The following is a 17,472-nucleotide window of genomic DNA, read 5'->3' on the forward strand; positions in this document are numbered from 1 at the left end:
CGGGTGCTGCGCGGGTAACTGGAACGGCTGTCCTTGCCAAGGTACCCTGCCGATGACGCCGCGTGTGTTTTGCCTGTCCACCCTGCTGATCGCCGCGCCGCTTGGGGCGCTGGCCCATCCGCATGTGTTCATCGACGCGGGCCTGTCGCTGCGCCATGACGCGTCCGGCGCGCTGACCCATCTGGCGGTCGAATGGGCCTATGACGAATTCTATTCGCTGCTGATCATTGAGGATCTGGGGCTGGACCCCGACGGCGACGGTGTGCTGACCCCCGACGAACAGGCCGCGTTGCAGGGTTTCGACGCCGATTGGGAACCCGGCTTTGACGGGCGCCTGTATCTGGAGACGGACAGCGGCCGTCCGGCCCTTGACGGGCCACAGGATTTCGCCGCGCGCTATCAGGATGGGCGGCTGATCTCGGCCCATGTGCGGCCGCTGGCCACGCCGCTGGACGGGGACGTGCCGCTGACGATCAAGGTCTATGACCCTGAATACTATGTCCAGTTCAGCGTTCCCGAACCCCCGGCCATCACCCGGACCGATTGCACGGCCGATCTGCGCATGGGCGATCCCTATGCCGCCTCCGACGCCTATGCCCGCGCCGTGGGCGAGGCCCTGGGCGATGGCGAAAGCGCTGAGGAAGCAGACCTGATCACCGTGGATATCGGCGCCACCGGTGCGGATTCGGTACAGGTCCGCTGTGGTCTGCAGTCATGATACGCGCCGTCGCCCTGACCGGGCTGGTCGTCGGCCTGATGTTGATGGCGCTGTGGCTGAGCGGCGGCCTGACCGGGATCGAACGGTGGGCCACCGATCAACAGCGCGCCGTGCAGAACGCGATGGCCGGAGCCCTGCGGGCGTTGCGGTCGGGCCAGCCGGGGGCGGTCATGTCGTTGCTGGGCCTGTGCTTTGCCTATGGCGTCGCGCATGCGGTCGGACCCGGCCACGGCAAGGTGATCATCGGCAGCTATGGCTTTGGCGCGCAGGTACCGCTGGCGCGGTTGGCGGGGCTGTCGGTCGCATCGTCATTGGCACAGGCGGGTACGGCGATTGCGCTGGTCTGGGGGGGCATCACCGTCCTGGACCTGGGGCGTGAAACCCTGACCGACCTGTCAGAGGTCGTAATGGTTCAGGTCAGCACCGCCCTTGTCGGCATGGTCGGATTGTGGCTGGCGTGGCGCGGGGTGGCGATGCTGCGCGCACAGGCGCGGGCCGATCGTCACCATCATGACCATGCCTGCGGCTGTGGCCACGCGCACGGTCCCACGCCGTCACAAGTGGCGCAGACGCGGTCCCTGCGCGACGGGCTGCTCGTCGTGGCGGGCATTGCGCTGCGACCCTGCACGGGGGCGCTGTTCCTGCTGATCCTGACCTGGCGCATGGACATTTTCGGCATGGGCATCCTTGGGGCCATTGCCATGGGGATGGGAACCGCGATGGTCACCGTCGCTGTCGCCTGTCTGGCGGTCTGGGCGCGACGGGGCAGCTTTGCCCTGCTGCCCGACCATGGCCCCTGGGCCGTGGCCGCGCGCTGGTTGCCAGGCGCGATGCAGATGGGTGCAGGGGCGCTGATTGCCGCGATTTCCATGGCGGTGCTGCTGGCGTCGCGATGACCGCGTCTGTCCATGCGCCTCTCGCACAGGCCCGCGTTCCACAGCAAATGGCACTGTCGCATCGGGTCGACCTTGATCGCCCTGCGATGTCCCCCGTAACCGTTCGGCACAGAACGCCGATGACCGCATCTGGTGGCATTGCGGGTCATCGGCGACACTAATCCCGATCTGTGGTTCATCGGCCACAAAACGTCCGGGGCATTTGCGATCAAGCGCCGTGATGGAGCGGAAAATCGTCATGGCACTGCCGCGCAGCGGTCGCACCGTCAAAAACGGTGCCTAAATCATGTCGGGCCAAAGACTGTTCCCCACCCTACGCGCCTGATTTTCCATTGGCCGCGCAAACAAGCGCGCCCATCGGCGCCACTTAATTCGCGGCGCTGTCAGTTCGCAGGCACGGGTGCGGATCGATCCAGCGCACCTTGCTGGCCGCGATCCATCATCCTGTCGCCCACATGGGTGGACCGCCGATCAGCGTGTCAGGCGCGTGCAGATGTATTTGTCGCGTTCAGGTCCAATTGTGCAATCAACATGTCCATCGCCTGGCCCATCGCCGCACGATTGGCAAACAGTGTCGCCTGTGATCGAAGGATCGGCTGTTCGTCCAGAACGCGCAGGTTGTTGGCCCGCAGCGTTTCGCCCGACGAGGTGATGTCGGCGATCGCCTCGGCAGTCATGTTGGCGACCGTCCCCTCGGTCGCGCCCTGGCTGTCGATCAGCTGATAATCTGCAACCTCGTGGTCGGACAGCCACGCGCGGACCAGCCGGTGGTACTTTGTGGCGATGCGCAGACGGAAGCCGTGGCTGGCCCTGAAATCGCGAGCGACCGCGGCGAAATCGTCCAGATCCGTGCAATCACGCCAGCAATCCGGCACGGCCAGGATCAGGTCGGCATGCCCGAACCCCATCGGGGCCAGTTCGACCAGATCCGTCGACCACCCGGCCAGCTTCTCTCGCACCAGATCGGTGCCGGTCACGCCCAGGTCGATCCGGCCGGCGGCCAGTTCGCGCGGGATCTCTCCTGCGGACAGCAGGACCAGCGACACGCCTTCGATCCCTTCGACCCGGCCCGCGTATTCGCGTTCGGAACCGGCCCGCGACAGGCGCACGCCCCGGTCTGCGAACCAGTCAAAGGTCTGCTCCATCAGCCGCCCCTTGGACGGTACACCAAGCCGGATCATGCCCCCGCCTCCAATTCGGCCACCAGACCGGGGCGGATGATGCCGCCCACGGCAGGAATTTCACGACCGCGCCCCAGCACGCGGGTCAGCGCGTCGTAACGCCCACCCGACGCCACCGGGGGCCATCCGGCCCGGTCCGCCTGAAAGGTGAAGGTGAAACCGTCGTAATATTCCATCGTGGTACGCCCATGGCTGGCGTCGAAAATCACCGTCTGCAGATCGATCCCACGCGCGGCGATGGCGTCCAGTCGCGCCCGCACGCGGGTGACAGCAGGGGCAATCGCGGGCATGTCGCAGGCCAGATCGGCCAGCGCCGCCAACGCCAACGGGGCAGGGGCGCGCAGGGCGAACAGGCGGTCCAGCCGTTCGGTCCACACCGGCGCCAGCGGCGGCACTGCCGCATCCGATTGCAGGCGCGTGATGCGCCGGATCATTTCGTCTTCGGACCGCATTCCGGCCCAGGGCGCGGTCGCCTCGGGGAAACACCGCGCCACCGAGGGCGCGGAAAAGCGTGCCAGCAGCCGCGCGAACCGGCCCGGACGCCAGACGTGGTGCAGCAGCGCCACCGCCCGCGCATCGGTCAGCGGCAGGCCGCGCACCGCGTCCAGCAGCAGCCCCATGTCGCCCATGCGTGCCTGCAGGTCATGGGGGGCCAGCGCGTCGTGGAACAGGGCGAATACCTCGGCATCGGCCTGGGGGTCGCGGGTGAACAACTCGAACCCGCATTGCAGGTATTCGTGGTCGCGCGGCGTGGCGGGGCGGGTGTTGCCGGGGTCCTGCTTGCGGAACACCTCTCCCAGATAACAGTATCGGGCGGGGTCGGCGCCGTTCTGCATATGCGCCTGAACCACCGGGACGGTGAAATCGGGGCGTAACATCATCTCTCCGCGGATCGGGTCGGGGGTGACATAGGCGCGGGCGCGGATGTCCTCTCCGTACAGGTCCAGCAGGTCGCCCGCGGGCAGCAGGATGTCGGGCGCGATCTCTGTCGCGCCGGCGTCGCGGAACCGCGACAGCAGCCGTTGACCGACCGCCTGTTTCGCCTGTTTCGGGATCATCCGATGATCCTGCGGACTTCGGCGACCAGGTCGGCGCGGGCGACCTCGGTCTGGGCGGGCTGGGATTTCCATTCCTCGACAGTGGCTTGGGCCGCGATCTTTGCGCCCAGAATCAGATCCTTGACCTGCACGACGCCGCGTTCGGCCTCGTCACCGCCCTGGATGATCGCGACGGGCGCGCCGCGTTTATCCGCGTATTTCAGCTGATTGCCGAAATTCTTGGGGTTGCCCAGATAGACCTCGGCGCGGATGCCCGCGGCGCGCAGGTCGGCGGCCATCGCCTGATAATCAGACATGCGCTCGCGGTCCATCACGGTCACGACCACGGGACCGGCTGCCTGGGCCCCGGCCAGACCCTTGGCGCGGAGTGCTGCCAGCAGGCGGTCGACGCCGATGCTGACGCCCGTCGCCGGGACCTTTTGCCCGGTGAAACGCTCGACCAGGCCGTCATAGCGGCCACCGCCCGCGACCGACCCGAACTGCCGCTTGCGGCCCTTTTCGTCCAGAATCTCGAAGGTCAGCTCGGCCTCGAAGACCGGGCCGGTGTAATAGCCAAGGCCGCGGACCACGGCGGGATCGATGACGGCGCGATCCTCGGTCACGCCCATCGCGGCCAGCATCCCGGCGATCTGGCGCAGCTCGTCCACGCCCTCGGCGCCGATGGCCGATCCGCCCACCGCCGCCGACAGGTTCTCCAGCGTGGCTGCATTATCCGCGCCCTTGGAGGTCAGAAAGGCCAGCACCGGGGCCGCCTGTCCCTCGGACAGACCCACGCCGTCGATGCGCGCGCCGCTGTCGTCCAGACGACCAGTGGTCAGCAGGGCCAGGACGCCGTCGCGGCCGACCTTGTCGAACTTGTCGATCTGGCGCAGCACGTCCTCGGCCTGATCCTCGCGCACGTCGGCGGCCTCCAGAACGCCGTTCAGGACTTTGCGGTTGTTGATCCGCACCAGATAATCGCCGCGATCGATGCCCACGGCCTCCAGCGCGTCGGCCAGCATGCCGCAGATCTCGGCATCCGCTGCGACCGATGCCGATCCCACCGTGTCGGCGTCGCATTGATAGAACTGCCGGAACCGGCCCGGCCCAGGCTTTTCGTTGCGCCATACCGGACCCATCGCAAAGCGACGGTACGGGCTGGGCAGGTCGTTGCGATACTGCGCCGCGACGCGCGCCAGCGGCGCGGTCAGGTCATAGCGCAGCGCAAGCCAGTTGCCCGCGCCGCCGCCACTGATGCCCGGAACCGCCTCTTCCTGCCAGGCAAAGACGCCCGCGTTCGGGCGATCCACGTCGGGCAGGAACTTGCCCAGGGCCTCGACCGTCTCGACGGCGCTGGTCTCGAGCGGGTCGAAGCCATGGCGGTGATAGACCTGTGCGATACGGTCCAGCATGTCGCGCCGTTCGGTCACGTCCTGTCCGAAATAGTCGCGGAACCCCTTGGGCGTCTCGGCCTTGGGACGGGGCTGCTTCTTGTCTTTTGCCATGGTATCAGTCGCCTTTTCGGGCCCATATTCAGGTGCCGCTGTAACGGAAGGTGACGACATGGACAAGCAGCAGGACCGCCTGCATCAGCTGGAGGAGGCTTTGGCCCACCTGACCCGCCTGACGGACGAGCTGTCCGAGGTCATCGCCCGCCAGGACCGCGACCTGATCCGCCTGACCGCCCGTATCGACCGCCTGACCCATGCCGAGGCCGAACGTCAGGCCGATGCGGCGGGCAGCGTCGCGTTGGCCGACCAGCGGCCGCCGCATTACTGATCGGGCCTGCGGGCGGGTTGCGGACAAAGCGGCTTTCCCCGACACCCGCGATGCGCTAATGCCGGGCTGAAAAGAACTTCGGACAACGAAAAGGATCGCTCATGGCCAATGTTGTGGTTGTCGGAGCCCAGTGGGGCGACGAGGGCAAGGGCAAGATCGTCGACTGGCTGTCGGAACGCGCCGACGTCATCGCGCGCTTTCAGGGCGGCCACAATGCCGGCCACACGCTGGTGATCGGCGGCAAGGTGTTCAAGCTGTCGCTGTTGCCGTCAGGCATCGTGCGCGAGAACAAGCTGGCGGTGATCGGCAATGGCGTGGTGCTGGACCCCTGGGCGCTGTTTTCGGAGATAGACAAGCTGGCGGGGCAGGGCGTCGCAATCTCGACCGAGAACCTGATGATCGCGGAGAACACGCCGCTGATCCTGCCGCTGCATCAGGACCTGGACAAGCTGCGCGAGGAAGCCGCCGGCAAGGCCAAGATCGGCACCACCGGGCGCGGCATCGGCCCTGCCTATGAGGACAAGGTCGGCCGCCGCACGATCCGCGTGGCGGACCTGGGCGACGAGGAGACGCTGGATTCGCGTCTGGACCGCCTGCTGGCCCATCACGACGCGCTGCGCGCGGGTCTGGGCGCCACGCCCATCGACCGCGCCGAGCTGAAGGCCAAGCTGATGGAGGTGGCGCCCAAGCTGCTTCCCTATGCCCAGCCCGTCTGGAAGATCATGGGCGACGCGCGCAAGGCCGGTAAACGCATCCTGTTTGAGGGCGCGCAGGGGTCGCTGCTGGACATCGATTTCGGGACCTATCCCTATGTGACGTCGTCGACGACGACATCGGGGGCCGCGGCCTCAGGGACCGGCGTGGGACCGGGCGCGATCGGGTTCGTGCTGGGCATCGTCAAGGCGTACACCACCCGCGTGGGCGAGGGTCCGTTTCCGACGGAGCTGGATGACGCCGACGGCCAGCGGCTTGGCGAGCGGGGCCACGAGTTCGGCACCGTCACGGGCCGCAAGCGGCGCTGTGGCTGGTTCGACGCGGTTCTGGTGCGCCAGACCTGCGCGATCAGCGGCGTCAATGGCATCGCCCTGACCAAGCTGGATGTGCTGGACGGGTTCGACACGCTGAAGATCTGTACCGGTTACGAGATCGACGGCGTGACCTATGACTATTTGCCGACGGCGGCGGCGCTGCAGGCCAAGGTGCGCCCGATCTATGAGGAAATGGACGGTTGGCACGAATCGACCGCCGGGGCGCGCAGCTGGGCCGACCTGCCCGCGGCCGCGATCAAGTACGTGCGCCGCGTCGAGGAGCTGATTCAGTGCCCCGTCGCGATGCTGTCCACCAGCCCGGAGCGTGACGATACGATCCTGGTGACCGACCCGTTTGCCGACTGATTGCGTCCCGCGACGTGCCGGGGGACATCCTGTCCCCCGGACCCCCTTGGGGCGCGTGCGGGAACACCGAGGAAAGAGCGCGACGACATGGAACTGAAGACCCGCAAGCGGCTGTCCATCCTGATTTTGGTGATCGGCATGCCTGCCTATGTCGTGGTGGCGGTGTCGCTGATGAACTGGCTGGATGGCCGGTTCGGGCGGCAGCCGATTTGGGTGGAACTGCTGATCTATATCGCGCTTGGCGTGGTGTGGGCGCTGCCGTTCAAGCGCGTCTTTCGGGGCGTCGGCAAGGGCTGATGGCGGACCCGCGTCGGCCGGTCCACCATCCGCGCGGGGTTACCGTGATCGGCGGCGGCATGGTTGCGCCCATCGATCTGGCGGTTTCGTTGTCGGTTGCACCATTACTGGTTGCAGCGGATGGCGGGGCGGACAGCGCGCTGGCTCTGGGGCATGCGCCGGACTGGGTGATCGGCGATCTGGACAGCATTTCCGACCCGGCGCGGCGGTCGGTACCCGCAGCCCGGGTGCTGGAAATATCTGAGCAGGACAGTACGGATTTCGCAAAATGCCTGGGGCGAATCGACGCGCCGCTGGTGATGGCGGTGGGGTTTGCGGGGTTGCGGTTGGATCACACGTTGGCCGCGCTGACGGTCATGGTCCAGCCCGGCATGCCGCGGGTGGTCATGCTTGCCAGCGACGACGTGGTCATGGTGTGCCCGCCGCGTCTGACATTGCCGTTGATGCCCGGAACGCGTGTGTCGTTGTACCCGATGGGGCCAGCGCGTGGCAGCAGCCAGGGGCTGGAATGGCCCATCAACGGGATCGAGTTCGCGCCGGGCCAGAGGGTCGGCACGTCGAACCGGGCGACGGGGCTGGTCAGTCTGCGCATGGATGGGCCGATGCTGCTGATGCTGCCCCGTGACTGTCTGGGAACGGTGCTGACCGCGATGGGACGCTGAGGGGGCGGTTGTCGTGGCGGCCTGCATAGCTTATCTGATGGGCGAACCCCCGGAGGCTGCCCATGTCGCTAAACCCGATCCGTCCCTGGCGCAACATCGAGCGCCGCAAGTCGCGCCAGATCATGGTGGGCAACGTCCCGGTCGGTGGCGATGCCCCGATCAGCGTGCAGACGATGACCAACACCAACGGCCATGACGTCCGCGCCACGCTGGCGCAGGTGATCGCCGCCGCCGATGCGGGCGCCGACATCGTGCGCATCAGCGCCCCCGATCAGGAGACCACGCATGCGCTGCGCGAGATCTGTCGGGAAAGCCCGGTGCCGATCGTCGCGGACATCCATTTCCACTACAAACGCGCGATCGAGGCCGCCGAGGCCGGCGCCGCCTGTCTGCGCATCAACCCCGGCAATATCGGTGACGAAAGCCGCGTCCGCGAGGTCATCAAGGCCGCCAAGGACCACGGCTGCTCGATTCGCATCGGCGTGAACGCAGGCAGTCTGGAAAAGCACCTGCTGGAAAAATATGGCGAGCCGTGCCCCGACGCGATGGTCGAGAGCGGGCTGGACCACATCAAGATCCTGCAGGATAACGATTTCCACGAGTTCAAGATCAGCGTGAAGGCCAGCGACGTGTTCCTGTCAGCGGCAGCCTATCAGAAGCTGTCCGAGGCGACCGACGCGCCGATCCACCTGGGCATCACCGAGGCCGGCGGCTTTGTCGGCGGGACGGTGAAATCGGCGGTGGGTTTGGGCAATCTGTTGTGGATGGGGATCGGTGACACGATCCGTGTGAGCCTGTCAGCTGATCCGGTCGAGGAGGTCAAGGTCGGCTTTGAGATCCTGAAGTCGCTTGGGCTTCGGACGCGTGGCGTTCAGATCATCAGTTGTCCCAGCTGCGCGCGGCAGGGTTTCGATGTGATCCGAACCGTCGAGGCGCTGGAAAAGCGGCTGGAGCACATCAAGACCCCGATGAGCCTGTCGATCATCGGCTGTGTCGTGAACGGACCTGGCGAGGCGTTGATGACCGATCTGGGGTTCACCGGCGGCGGGGCTGGGTCGGGCATGGTCTATATGGCCGGCAAACAGAGCCACAAGCTGTCGAACGATCAGATGGTCGATCACATCGTCCGCCTGGTCGAAGAGCGCGCCGAGGTTCTGGACGCCGAGGCGAGCGCCGCGGAAGCCGCCGCCCAGTAAGATTGCGTCCCGCAACGGCCGGGGGCGCTGGCGCCCCCCGGACCCCCCGCGGGTCGCGCCGGGGGATCACCCGCCGGTATGGCTCATGTGGCGGGTCATCTGGCCTGCGATATTCTGGCGGGAATAGTCGAAATCGTGGCCCTTGGGCTTGCGCGCGATGGCCGCGCGGATCGTCTGGCGCAGGGCTGCGTCGTCGGTGCTGGCACGCAGGGGTGCGCGCAGGTCGGCATTGTCCTCCTGACCCAGGCACATGAACAGCTCTCCGGTGCAGGTGACGCGGACGCGGTTGCAGCTTTCGCAGAAATTATGGGTCAGCGGCGTGATGAAGCCGATCTTCTGCCCGGTCTGGGTCAGCGTGACATAGCGCGCCGGACCGCCCGTGCGTTCGGCCAGATCCAGCAGCGTGAACCGCTCGGCCAGCCGCGCGCGGAGGTCGGACAACGGCCAGTACTGGTCCAGCCTGTTCTCCTCTCCCATTTCACCCATGGGCATGACCTCGATGAAGGTCAGGTCGTGGCCTTCGTCGCCGCACCATTGGACCAGATCGAACAGTTCGCTGTCGTTGACGCCCTTTAGGGCGACGGCGTTGATCTTGACCCGCAGGCCCGCGGCGGTGGCCGCGCGGATGCCTTCCAGCACCTGGGGCAGGCGGCCCCACCGGGTGATCGCCGCGAACTTGTCCGCATCCAACGTATCCAGCGATACATTCACGCGGCGGATGCCGATATCGGCCAGTTCGGCGGCATGGCGTGCCAGCTGGCTGCCGTTCGTGGTCAGGGTCAGTTCATCCAGGCCGTTGCCCAGATGCCGCGACACGTTGCGGAAAAAGCCCATGATACCGCGTCGGACCAGCGGTTCGCCCCCTGTGATGCGCAGCTTGCGCACGCCGAGGCCGATAAAGGCGGTCGACAGGCGGTCCAGCTCCTCCAGCGTCAGCAGGTCGGCTTTGGGCAGGAACTGCATGTGTTCCGCCATGCAGTAGACGCAGCGGAAATCGCAGCGATCCGTCACCGACACCCGCAGATAGGTGATGGGGCGGGCGAACGGGTCGATCAGGGGCGGGTGCATGTCCATCCCCGTAATCTAGGCGCGCCGGGGTGCGGTCACAAGGCAGGGATTCGCCGGTCGGGTGGTGGACCTTGCCACCCCGGCATGACTAATCTGTGCCAACGTTGATCGAAGGAGACGCAGATGCGCCTGATCCCCCTTGCCATTCTTGGCCTGTCGCTGGCCGGCTGCACCCAGCTTGCCGCGACGATGAACCGCCCCGAGGCGCCCAAGGCGACGGCGGCCCAGACCTCGGCCGCCACAGTGATCACGCGTGCGCCCAGTCCCCGGCCAACCGCCCGCGCCACGCCCGCGCAGCTGGACACCACCACGGCGGAACAGCGCACCGCCGCCGCCCAGGCCCCGGCAAGCGCCGAGACGCGTCTTGGGACGACCATCGGCTCTCTTGGCAACCCGTCCGAGGGGGGGTTCTGGATAAAAACGCCGCTGGTCGATGCGCCCGCGCAGGGGCGCATCGTGAACCCGGCCAATGGCAAATCGGCGCAGGTCGAACTGCGCCCCCTGTCGGGGTCGGGCACCGGCAGCCAGGTGTCGCTGCCGGCGCTGCAATTGCTGGGTGTGCCGCTGACCGATCTGCCGACGCTGGAGGTCTATCGCTCCTGATCGCCGTCGGGGCCGGGCGTGTCGTCAGATAGCGGCACGTCGTCGGCGTCCGGCGTGGTGTCCGGTTCAGGTTCCGGCACGGCCATCGCGTCATGGGTGGCGTGCCACGCGTCAACACGCGCAGGGTCGTGCTTTTCCAGATTGCGCAGCCACTGTCCGGCTGCCTGCCGCACCCCGCCATGACGATCCGATGCAAGCCGCAGCATCAGCTCCAACACCAACTCCCGGATTTCCAGATCTTCGGGCTTGGGGTTGTTCATCTTGGCCCACGGCAGCGTTGCAAGCATCACCCCGCGGCGCAGCCACGGGTTTCGGCTGCGGGCCCAGGGGGTGATCTGATCCAGTCGGGTCGGATCGGCCACCACACGGCGTGCGGCGGCGGTCATCACCGCATCGTCGATCTCGGCCCCGTCGATCTGGGGCGCCCAGTCCATGATCGCGGCCCAGGCCGCGTCGTCGGGTCGCATCCGCGCTTGTACCAGCAAGCGGGCCGCGGCCAGGCGGGCCTCGTGGACGTCGCTGTCCCACAGCGCATCGGCCAGTTCAATGCGCGCGTCCAGGTCGCGTTCGGCCCGCCATTCGGCAACCACCTCCTCCAGTGCGGCAGGGGTGACGCCCAAAGTCTCTCGACTGCGTTTGTGGCGTGCGCTGGCGCGGGCGGCGCGTTCGGGGTCGGCCAGGCTGCGCAGCCGGTCCAGTTCCTGCATGGGGTTCTCCATCTGTGATTGGCCCCCTTCTAGGGCGCGGTTGCGCCAGCCTCAAGTTGATGGTGGCAGGGACGGCCTTGTCGGGCTAAAAGACGCGGCAAAACCACGAGGTAGGCCCATGTCGCATTCCGCAGACCCCCGTCCGATGACCGCCCGCCGCGCCGGCCCCCTGTCGGGCGAGGCGCTGGTGCCGGGCGACAAGTCGATCAGCCACCGCGCCCTGATCCTGGGTGCCATGGCCGTCGGAGAGACGCGCATCACCGGCCTGCTGGAGGGACAGGACGTCCTGGACACCGCCCGCGCCATGCAGGCGCTTGGGGCGCAGGTCACGCAGCACGGGCCGGGGGAATGGTCCGTGCATGGCGTTGGCGTCGGCGGGTTTTCCAGCCCTGCCGACGTGATCGATTGCGGAAATTCCGGCACCGGTGTGCGGCTGATCATGGGTGCGGTCGCGACCACGCCGATCACCGTGACCTTTACCGGCGACGCCAGCCTGTCGCGCCGTCCGATGGCGCGGGTCACGGACCCGCTGGCGCAGTTCGGCACCCAGATCACCGCACGCGAAGGGGGGCGGCTGCCCATCACCCTGCAGGGTGCGACCGATCCTGTTCCGGTCACCTATCGCACCCCCGTTGCCAGCGCCCAGATCAAGTCCGCGATCCTGCTGGCCGGGCTGAACGCGCCGGGCGATACCGTGGTAATCGAATCGGAACCGACCCGCGATCATTCCGAACGCATGCTGGCCGGGTTCGGCGCGCAGATCCGGACCGAGACCACGCCCGACGGCCACAAGATCACCCTGACCGGCCGCCCCGAACTGCGCCCGCAGCCGGTGGCCGTGCCCCGCGATCCGTCCAGCGCGGCCTTTCCGGTCGCTGCGGCGCTGATCGTGCCGGGGTCGGAGATCCGCGTGCCGGGCGTCAGCCGCAATCCGACGCGCGACGGCCTGTACGTGACCCTGCTGGAGATGGGCGCCGACATCACGTTCGAGAACCCGCGCGAAGAGGGTGGCGAACCCGTGGCCGACCTGCTGGTGCGTCACGGCCCGCTGAAGGGGGTCACCGTTCCCGCCGACCGCGCGGCCAGCATGATCGACGAATTTCCGATCCTGTCGGTGATCGCGGCATTTGCGGACGGCACCACGGTGATGAACGGCGTGGCCGAACTGCGCGTCAAGGAAAGCGACCGCATCGACGCGATGGCCGTGGGTCTGCGCGCCAACGGCATCACGGTCGAGGATACGCGCGATACCATGACCGTGCATGGTGCGGGTACGGCGGCGGGCGGCGGCAATGCGGTGACCCATCTGGACCACCGCATCGCCATGAGCTTTCTGATCCTGGGTCTTGCGACCCAGAAGCCGGTCAGTATCGACGATGCCGGGCCGATCACCACGTCGTTTCCTGATTTCGTCCCGCTGATGACCCGGTTGGGCGCAACGCTGGACTAGGCTGCGGGATAGCCGATTCCTGCCAGAGATCGGCGGATCTCATCCAGGATCGCGGGGTCGTCGATGGTCGCGGGGGCCTTGACCGGTTCGCCGTCGGCGATCCGGGCCATGGTCGCGCGCAGGATCTTGCCCGATCGCGTCTTGGGCAGGCGGTCGACGACGCAGGCGGTCTTGAAGGCCGCGACCGGGCCGATGCGGTCGCGGACCATCGCAACCACCTCGGCCACGATCTGTGCGTGATCTGTTTCCACACCCTTTTTCAGGCATAAAAGACCCAAAGGCGCCTGTCCCTTCAGCGCGTCGGCAACCCCGATCACCGCGCATTCCGCGACGGCCGGGTGGCTGGACAGAACCTCTTCCATGCTGCCGGTGGATAGGCGGTGGCCCGCAACGTTGATCACATCGTCGGTGCGCGCCATGATCCAGACATAGCCGTCTTCGTCGACAAAGCCCGCATCGCCCGTCTCGTAAAAGCCCGGGAAATGCTGCAGATAGGCGCTGTGAAAGCGATCCGGGGCGTTCCAAAGCGTCGGCAGAGTGCCCGGTGGCAAGGGCAGTTTGATGGCGATGGCGCCCAAGGTGCCTGGGGCGACCGGATGGCCGCCTTCGTCCAGGACCTGCACATCGTATCCGGGCATCGGCAGGGTCGGGCTGCCCTTTTTCACGGGCATCAGCCCGGCGCCCAGGGGGTTCGCGGCGATGGGCCAGCCGGTCTCGGTCTGCCACCAATGGTCGATCACCGGAACCTTGACCCGATCCTCGGCCCAAGTGACGGTGTCGGGGTCGGCGCGTTCGCCCGCCAGAAACAGCGCCTGCAGGCTGGACAGGTCGTACTGGCCGACCAGCGTGCCGTCGGGGTCGTCGCGCTTGACCGCGCGAATGGCGGTCGGGGCGGTAAAGAACGACTTGACCCCGTGGTCCGCGATCACCCGCCAAAAGGTGCCCGCGTCCGGGGTGCCGACGGGCTTGCCCTCGAACACCACTGTGGTCGCACCCGCGATCAGCGGGCCATAGACGATATAGCTGTGCCCCACGACCCAGCCCACGTCGGACGCGACCCAGAACACGTCGCCCGGCCCGATGCCATAGATGTTCGGCACGCTCCACGCCAAGGCGACCAGGTGGCCGGCGGTGTGGCGGACGACGCCCTTGGGCTGGCCCGTCGTGCCGGAGGTGTACAGGATATAGGCCGGGTGGTTCCCCTCGACCGGAACGCAATCGGCGGGGGTGGCCGTTGCCACGGCCTGCTGCCAGTCCAGATCGCGACCCGCCACCATGTCGGCGGCGCATTCGGGGCGCTGGAACACGATGGTAAAGTCGGGCTTGTGGGCGGCCTGTTCTATGGCCTTGTCCATCAGCGGCTTGTACGGGACGACGCGTCCAGGCTCCAACCCGCAGCTGGCAGCGATGATCGCGCGGGGGGTGGCGTCATCGATGCGCACCGCCAGTTCATGCGCCGCAAACCCGCCGAAAACCACAGAATGGATCGCGCCTATGCGCGCGCATGCCAGCATCGCCTGCAATGCCTCGGGGATCATCGGCATGTAAATGATGACCCTGTCGCCTTTGCCGATGCCGCGTGCGGCCAGCGCGCCTGCCAGCCGGGCGACCCGATCCTGCATCTGCGCATAGGTCAGCCGGCTGACGCTGCCCGTCATCGGGCTGTCGTGGATCACCGCCAACCGGTCGCCGTGGCCGGCCGCGACATGGCGGTCGATGGCGTTCCAGCAGGTGTTCACCATGCCGTCGGCGAACCATTCCCCGGCGGGGCCCTGATCGAAATGCGCGCGGCTTGGGGGGTGGGTCCAGTCGATGGCGTCTGCGGCCTGCATCCAGAACGCCTCGGGATTGGCCTTCCAGCGCGCGTAGAGATCTTGATAGGACATGGACTCCACTCCCTGAACCTGTGTTTTTGTTACGCAGGAAGGGGGGTGTTGCGCAACCTTGTTAGCGGCGCGACAAGCCGTGGATTAGCAGAAATCCATCAGTGGATTTTGCAAACCAAACGGCGCAGCAAAGTCGCTTTTGCTGCGCCGCAGTATTTGCAAACTCTGCCCCGAATCAGCCGTAATGCGTGACCGGCGTTCCAGCCAGCACGGACATGTTGAGCAGGCCTCGGGTTGTGATCGAGGGGGTGACGATGTGGGCGCGGTTGCCCATGCCCATCAGGATCGGGCCGACCTCGAGGCCCGCGGCGCGCATCTTGAGCGCGTTACGCCAGCACGGACATGTTGAGCAGGCCTCGGGTTGTGATCGAGGGGGTGACGATGTGGGCGCGGTTGCCCATGCCCATCAGGATCGGGCCGACCTCGAGGCCCGCGGCGCGCATCTTGAGCGCGTTACGGACGCCCGACGCGGCGTCGGTGCCGGCAAAGACCAGCACGTTCGCCACGCCCTCCAGCCGCGAGGTCGGAAAGATGCGTTCGCGCAGTTCGGGGTCCAGGGCGGCGTCGACATGCATTTCCCCGTCATACATGAAGTCTGGTTCACGCGCGTCCAGCAGCGCCAGCGCATCGCGCATCTTGCGGCCCGAATAGCTGTCGGTGTTGCCGAACTGGGAATGGCTGCACAACGCGATCTTGGGCGTCAGGCCGAACCGGCGCACGTGGCGGGCGGCGCCCATCACCGTCTCCATCACCTGCTGGGGCGTGGGGTCGTTGTGGCACTGGGTGTCCGCGATGAACAGCGGCCCGTCCTCCAGGATGATCATCGACAGCGCCCCGGTCGGGTGCAGCCCGTCGCGGGCCAGGATCTGGCGCACGTATTGCAGGTGCCAGCTGTACTGGCCAAAGGTGCCGCAGATCAGGCTGTCGGCCTCGGCGCGGTGGACCATCACCGCGCCGATGGCGGTGGTGTTGGTGCGCATGATCGCGCGGGCGATGTCGGGGCTGACCCCGCGCCGGGCCATGATGCCGTGATAGGTTTCCCAGTAGTCGCGATAGCGGGGGTCGTTTTCCGGGTTCACGATCTGGAAATCGACATCGGGGCGGATCGGCAGGCCGGCGCGTTCGGCGCGGGTGGCGATGACGTCCGGGCGGCCGATCAGGATCGGGACGTCGGTCGTCTCCTCCAGCATGGCGTTGGCGGCGCGCAGCACGCGTTCATCCTCGCCCTCGGCAAAGACGATGCGGCGGGTGGCGGTGGCGGCGGCCTCAAAGACCGGGCGCATGATCAGCGCCGACCGGAAGACCGATCCGTCCAGCTTCTGCTTGTAGGCCGCGATATCGTCCAGCGGCCGGGTGGCCACGCCCGTCTCCATCGCGGCGCGGGCGACCGCGCTGGACACGACGCCCATCAGGCGCGGATCAAAGGGTTTGGGGATCAGATAGTCCGCGCCAAAGGTCAGCGTCTCGCCGCGATAGGCGGCGGCGGCCTCGGCGGCGGTCGTGGCACGGGCAAGAGCGGCGATACCCTCGATGCAGGCGATCTTCATCTCGTCATTGATGGTGGTCGCACCGACGTCCAGCGCCCCGCGAAAGATGAACGGGAAACACAGGACGTTGTTGACCTGGTTCGGGAAATCGCTGCGCCCTGTGGCGATGATCGCGTCGGGGGCGACGGCGCGGGCGGCCTCGGGGTCGATCTCGGGGTTCGGGTTCGCCAGCGCAAAGATGATCGGGCGCGGGGCCATGCGGGCGACCATCTCGGGCGTCAGCACGCCGGGACCGGACAGGCCCAGAAACAGGTCGGCGCCGTCGATCACATCTGCCAGCACGCGGGCGTCCGTCGCCTGCGCATAGCTGGCCTTTTGCGGGTTCATGTCGATGTCGCGGCCCTCATGGACCAGACCGTGGATGTCGCACAGCCAGACGTTCTCGCGTTTCACGCCCAGCTTCAGCAGCATGTCCAGGCAGGCGATGCCCGCGGCCCCGCCGCCGGTGGACACGATCTTGATGTCCTCGAACCGCTTGCCGGCGATGCGCAGCGCGTTGGTCGCGGCGGCGCCCACCACGATTGCCGTGCCGTGCTGGTCGTCGTGAAAGACCGGGATGTTCATGCGTTCGCGACAGATGCGTTCGACGATGAAACAGTCGGGGGCCTTGATGTCCTCCAGGTTCACCGCGCCGAATGTCGGCTCCAGCGCGCAGACGATCTCGGCCAGCTTGTGGGGGTCGGGCTCGTTCACCTCGATGTCGAAACAGTCGATGTCGGCGAACTTCTTGAACAGGACGGCCTTGCCCTCCATCACCGGCTTGGACGCCAGCGCGCCGATGTTGCCCAGGCCCAGGACCGCGGTGCCGTTGGTGATGACGGCCACCAGGTTGCCCTTGGTGGTATAGCGCGCGGCGGCCTGCGGATCGGCCTTGATCTCCAGACAGGCCTCGGCCACGCCGGGGGAATAGGCGCGCGCCAGATCGCGGCCATTGGCCATCGGTTTGGTCGCCCGGATCTCCAGCTTGCCCGGTCGCGGAAACTCGTGATAATCCAGCGCCGCCTGTCGCGCGCTGTCCTGCCTGCGGTCATCCATCGGTATACGTGCCCCC

General features: G+C 67.1%; 17 protein-coding genes. 9 read left to right on the forward strand and 8 right to left on the reverse strand.

Annotated elements, in window-relative coordinates:
- The first annotated feature begins 52 nt into the window (after positions 1-52).
- Positions 53-718, forward strand: coding sequence for a DUF1007 family protein (locus tag ACJJVR_RS13735; RefSeq protein WP_405405380.1), 666 nt, complete (start codon positions 53-55; stop codon positions 716-718).
- Positions 715-1,614, forward strand: a complete 900-nt coding sequence (locus tag ACJJVR_RS13740; protein WP_405405381.1) for a nickel/cobalt transporter — start codon at positions 715-717, stop codon at positions 1,612-1,614. Before ACJJVR_RS13735 ends, ACJJVR_RS13740 begins: the two co-directional genes overlap by 4 nt.
- Positions 1,615-2,093: 479 nt before the next feature.
- Here ACJJVR_RS13740 and hisG read toward each other — a convergent pair whose 3' ends face one another.
- Genes hisG through hisS form a run of 3 tightly spaced genes read right to left on the reverse strand, consistent with a single transcriptional unit; the run spans position 2,094 to position 5,337 of the window.
- On the reverse strand, positions 2,094-2,795 hold the full coding sequence (hisG, locus tag ACJJVR_RS13745; RefSeq protein ID WP_405405383.1) for an ATP phosphoribosyltransferase: 702 nt from the start codon (positions 2,793-2,795) through the stop codon (positions 2,094-2,096).
- Positions 2,792-3,853, reverse strand: coding sequence for an ATP phosphoribosyltransferase regulatory subunit (locus ACJJVR_RS13750; protein ID WP_405405384.1), 1,062 nt, complete (start codon positions 3,851-3,853; stop codon positions 2,792-2,794). The genes hisG and ACJJVR_RS13750 overlap by 4 nt, the downstream gene beginning before the upstream one ends.
- Complete coding sequence (gene hisS / locus ACJJVR_RS13755) at positions 3,850-5,337, reverse strand: histidine--tRNA ligase (protein WP_405405386.1); 1,488 nt, start codon at positions 5,335-5,337, stop codon at positions 3,850-3,852. Before hisS ends, ACJJVR_RS13750 begins: the two co-directional genes overlap by 4 nt.
- 58 nt (positions 5,338-5,395) lie before the next feature.
- Between hisS and ACJJVR_RS13760 the strand changes: the two genes are divergently transcribed.
- The 5 genes from ACJJVR_RS13760 to ispG all read left to right on the forward strand — a co-directional run bounded on the left by ACJJVR_RS13760 (position 5,396) and on the right by ispG (position 9,160).
- Complete coding sequence (locus ACJJVR_RS13760; RefSeq protein ID WP_405405387.1) at positions 5,396-5,611, forward strand: SlyX family protein; 216 nt, start codon at positions 5,396-5,398, stop codon at positions 5,609-5,611.
- Positions 5,612-5,712: 101 nt separating this feature from the next.
- The gene (locus ACJJVR_RS13765; RefSeq protein ID WP_405405389.1) at positions 5,713-7,005 is read left to right on the forward strand and encodes an adenylosuccinate synthase; all 1,293 of its coding nucleotides are present in this window, start codon (positions 5,713-5,715) and stop codon (positions 7,003-7,005) included.
- Positions 7,006-7,092: 87 nt separating this feature from the next.
- The gene (locus tag ACJJVR_RS13770) at positions 7,093-7,302 is read left to right on the forward strand and encodes a DUF2842 domain-containing protein (RefSeq protein ID WP_405405390.1); all 210 of its coding nucleotides are present in this window, start codon (positions 7,093-7,095) and stop codon (positions 7,300-7,302) included.
- Positions 7,302-7,964 (forward strand): thiamine diphosphokinase, encoded by a 663-nt coding sequence (locus ACJJVR_RS13775; RefSeq protein ID WP_405405391.1) that lies wholly within the window; start codon positions 7,302-7,304, stop codon positions 7,962-7,964. Before ACJJVR_RS13770 ends, ACJJVR_RS13775 begins: the two co-directional genes overlap by 1 nt.
- A 62-nt stretch (positions 7,965-8,026) precedes the next feature.
- A complete protein-coding gene (gene ispG / locus ACJJVR_RS13780; protein WP_405405392.1) occupies positions 8,027-9,160 on the forward strand; it encodes a flavodoxin-dependent (E)-4-hydroxy-3-methylbut-2-enyl-diphosphate synthase in 1,134 nt (377 codons plus the stop codon).
- Positions 9,161-9,226: 66 nt separating this feature from the next.
- On the opposite strand, the gene moaA is transcribed toward ispG, so the two are convergent.
- Positions 9,227-10,234: a GTP 3',8-cyclase MoaA gene (gene moaA, locus ACJJVR_RS13785; protein ID WP_405405394.1), complete on the reverse strand. Its 1,008-nt coding sequence runs from the start codon at positions 10,232-10,234 to the stop codon at positions 9,227-9,229.
- 117 nt (positions 10,235-10,351) lie between these two features.
- Between moaA and ACJJVR_RS13790 the strand changes: the two genes are divergently transcribed.
- Entirely contained in the window at positions 10,352-10,831 is a 480-nt protein-coding gene (locus ACJJVR_RS13790; protein ID WP_405405395.1) for a hypothetical protein, read from the forward strand.
- Here the strand turns inward: ACJJVR_RS13790 and ACJJVR_RS13795 are convergent.
- Complete coding sequence (locus tag ACJJVR_RS13795) at positions 10,819-11,550, reverse strand: DNA alkylation repair protein (RefSeq protein WP_405405396.1); 732 nt, start codon at positions 11,548-11,550, stop codon at positions 10,819-10,821. The two genes, ACJJVR_RS13790 and ACJJVR_RS13795, sit on opposite strands and share 13 nt — an antisense overlap.
- 106 nt (positions 11,551-11,656) lie before the next feature.
- Between ACJJVR_RS13795 and aroA the strand changes: the two genes are divergently transcribed.
- Positions 11,657-12,988: a 3-phosphoshikimate 1-carboxyvinyltransferase gene (aroA, locus tag ACJJVR_RS13800; protein ID WP_405405397.1), complete on the forward strand. Its 1,332-nt coding sequence runs from the start codon at positions 11,657-11,659 to the stop codon at positions 12,986-12,988.
- Here the strand turns inward: aroA and ACJJVR_RS13805 are convergent.
- From ACJJVR_RS13805 to ACJJVR_RS13815, 3 genes are all read right to left on the reverse strand, one after another.
- Entirely contained in the window at positions 12,985-14,874 is a 1,890-nt protein-coding gene (locus ACJJVR_RS13805) for a propionyl-CoA synthetase (protein ID WP_405405399.1), read from the reverse strand. The two genes, aroA and ACJJVR_RS13805, sit on opposite strands and share 4 nt — an antisense overlap.
- Positions 14,875-15,049: 175 nt before the next feature.
- Positions 15,050-15,190 (reverse strand): hypothetical protein, encoded by a 141-nt coding sequence (locus tag ACJJVR_RS13810; RefSeq protein ID WP_405405401.1) that lies wholly within the window; start codon positions 15,188-15,190, stop codon positions 15,050-15,052.
- A gap of 10 nt (positions 15,191-15,200) precedes the next feature.
- Positions 15,201-17,456, reverse strand: a complete 2,256-nt coding sequence (locus ACJJVR_RS13815) for an NADP-dependent malic enzyme (RefSeq protein WP_405405429.1) — start codon at positions 17,454-17,456, stop codon at positions 15,201-15,203.
- Positions 17,457-17,472 lie beyond the last annotated feature (16 nt).

Source organism: Paracoccus sp. Ld10, from assembly GCF_045064235.1.
Classification (GTDB): Bacteria; Pseudomonadota; Alphaproteobacteria; order Rhodobacterales; family Rhodobacteraceae; genus Paracoccus.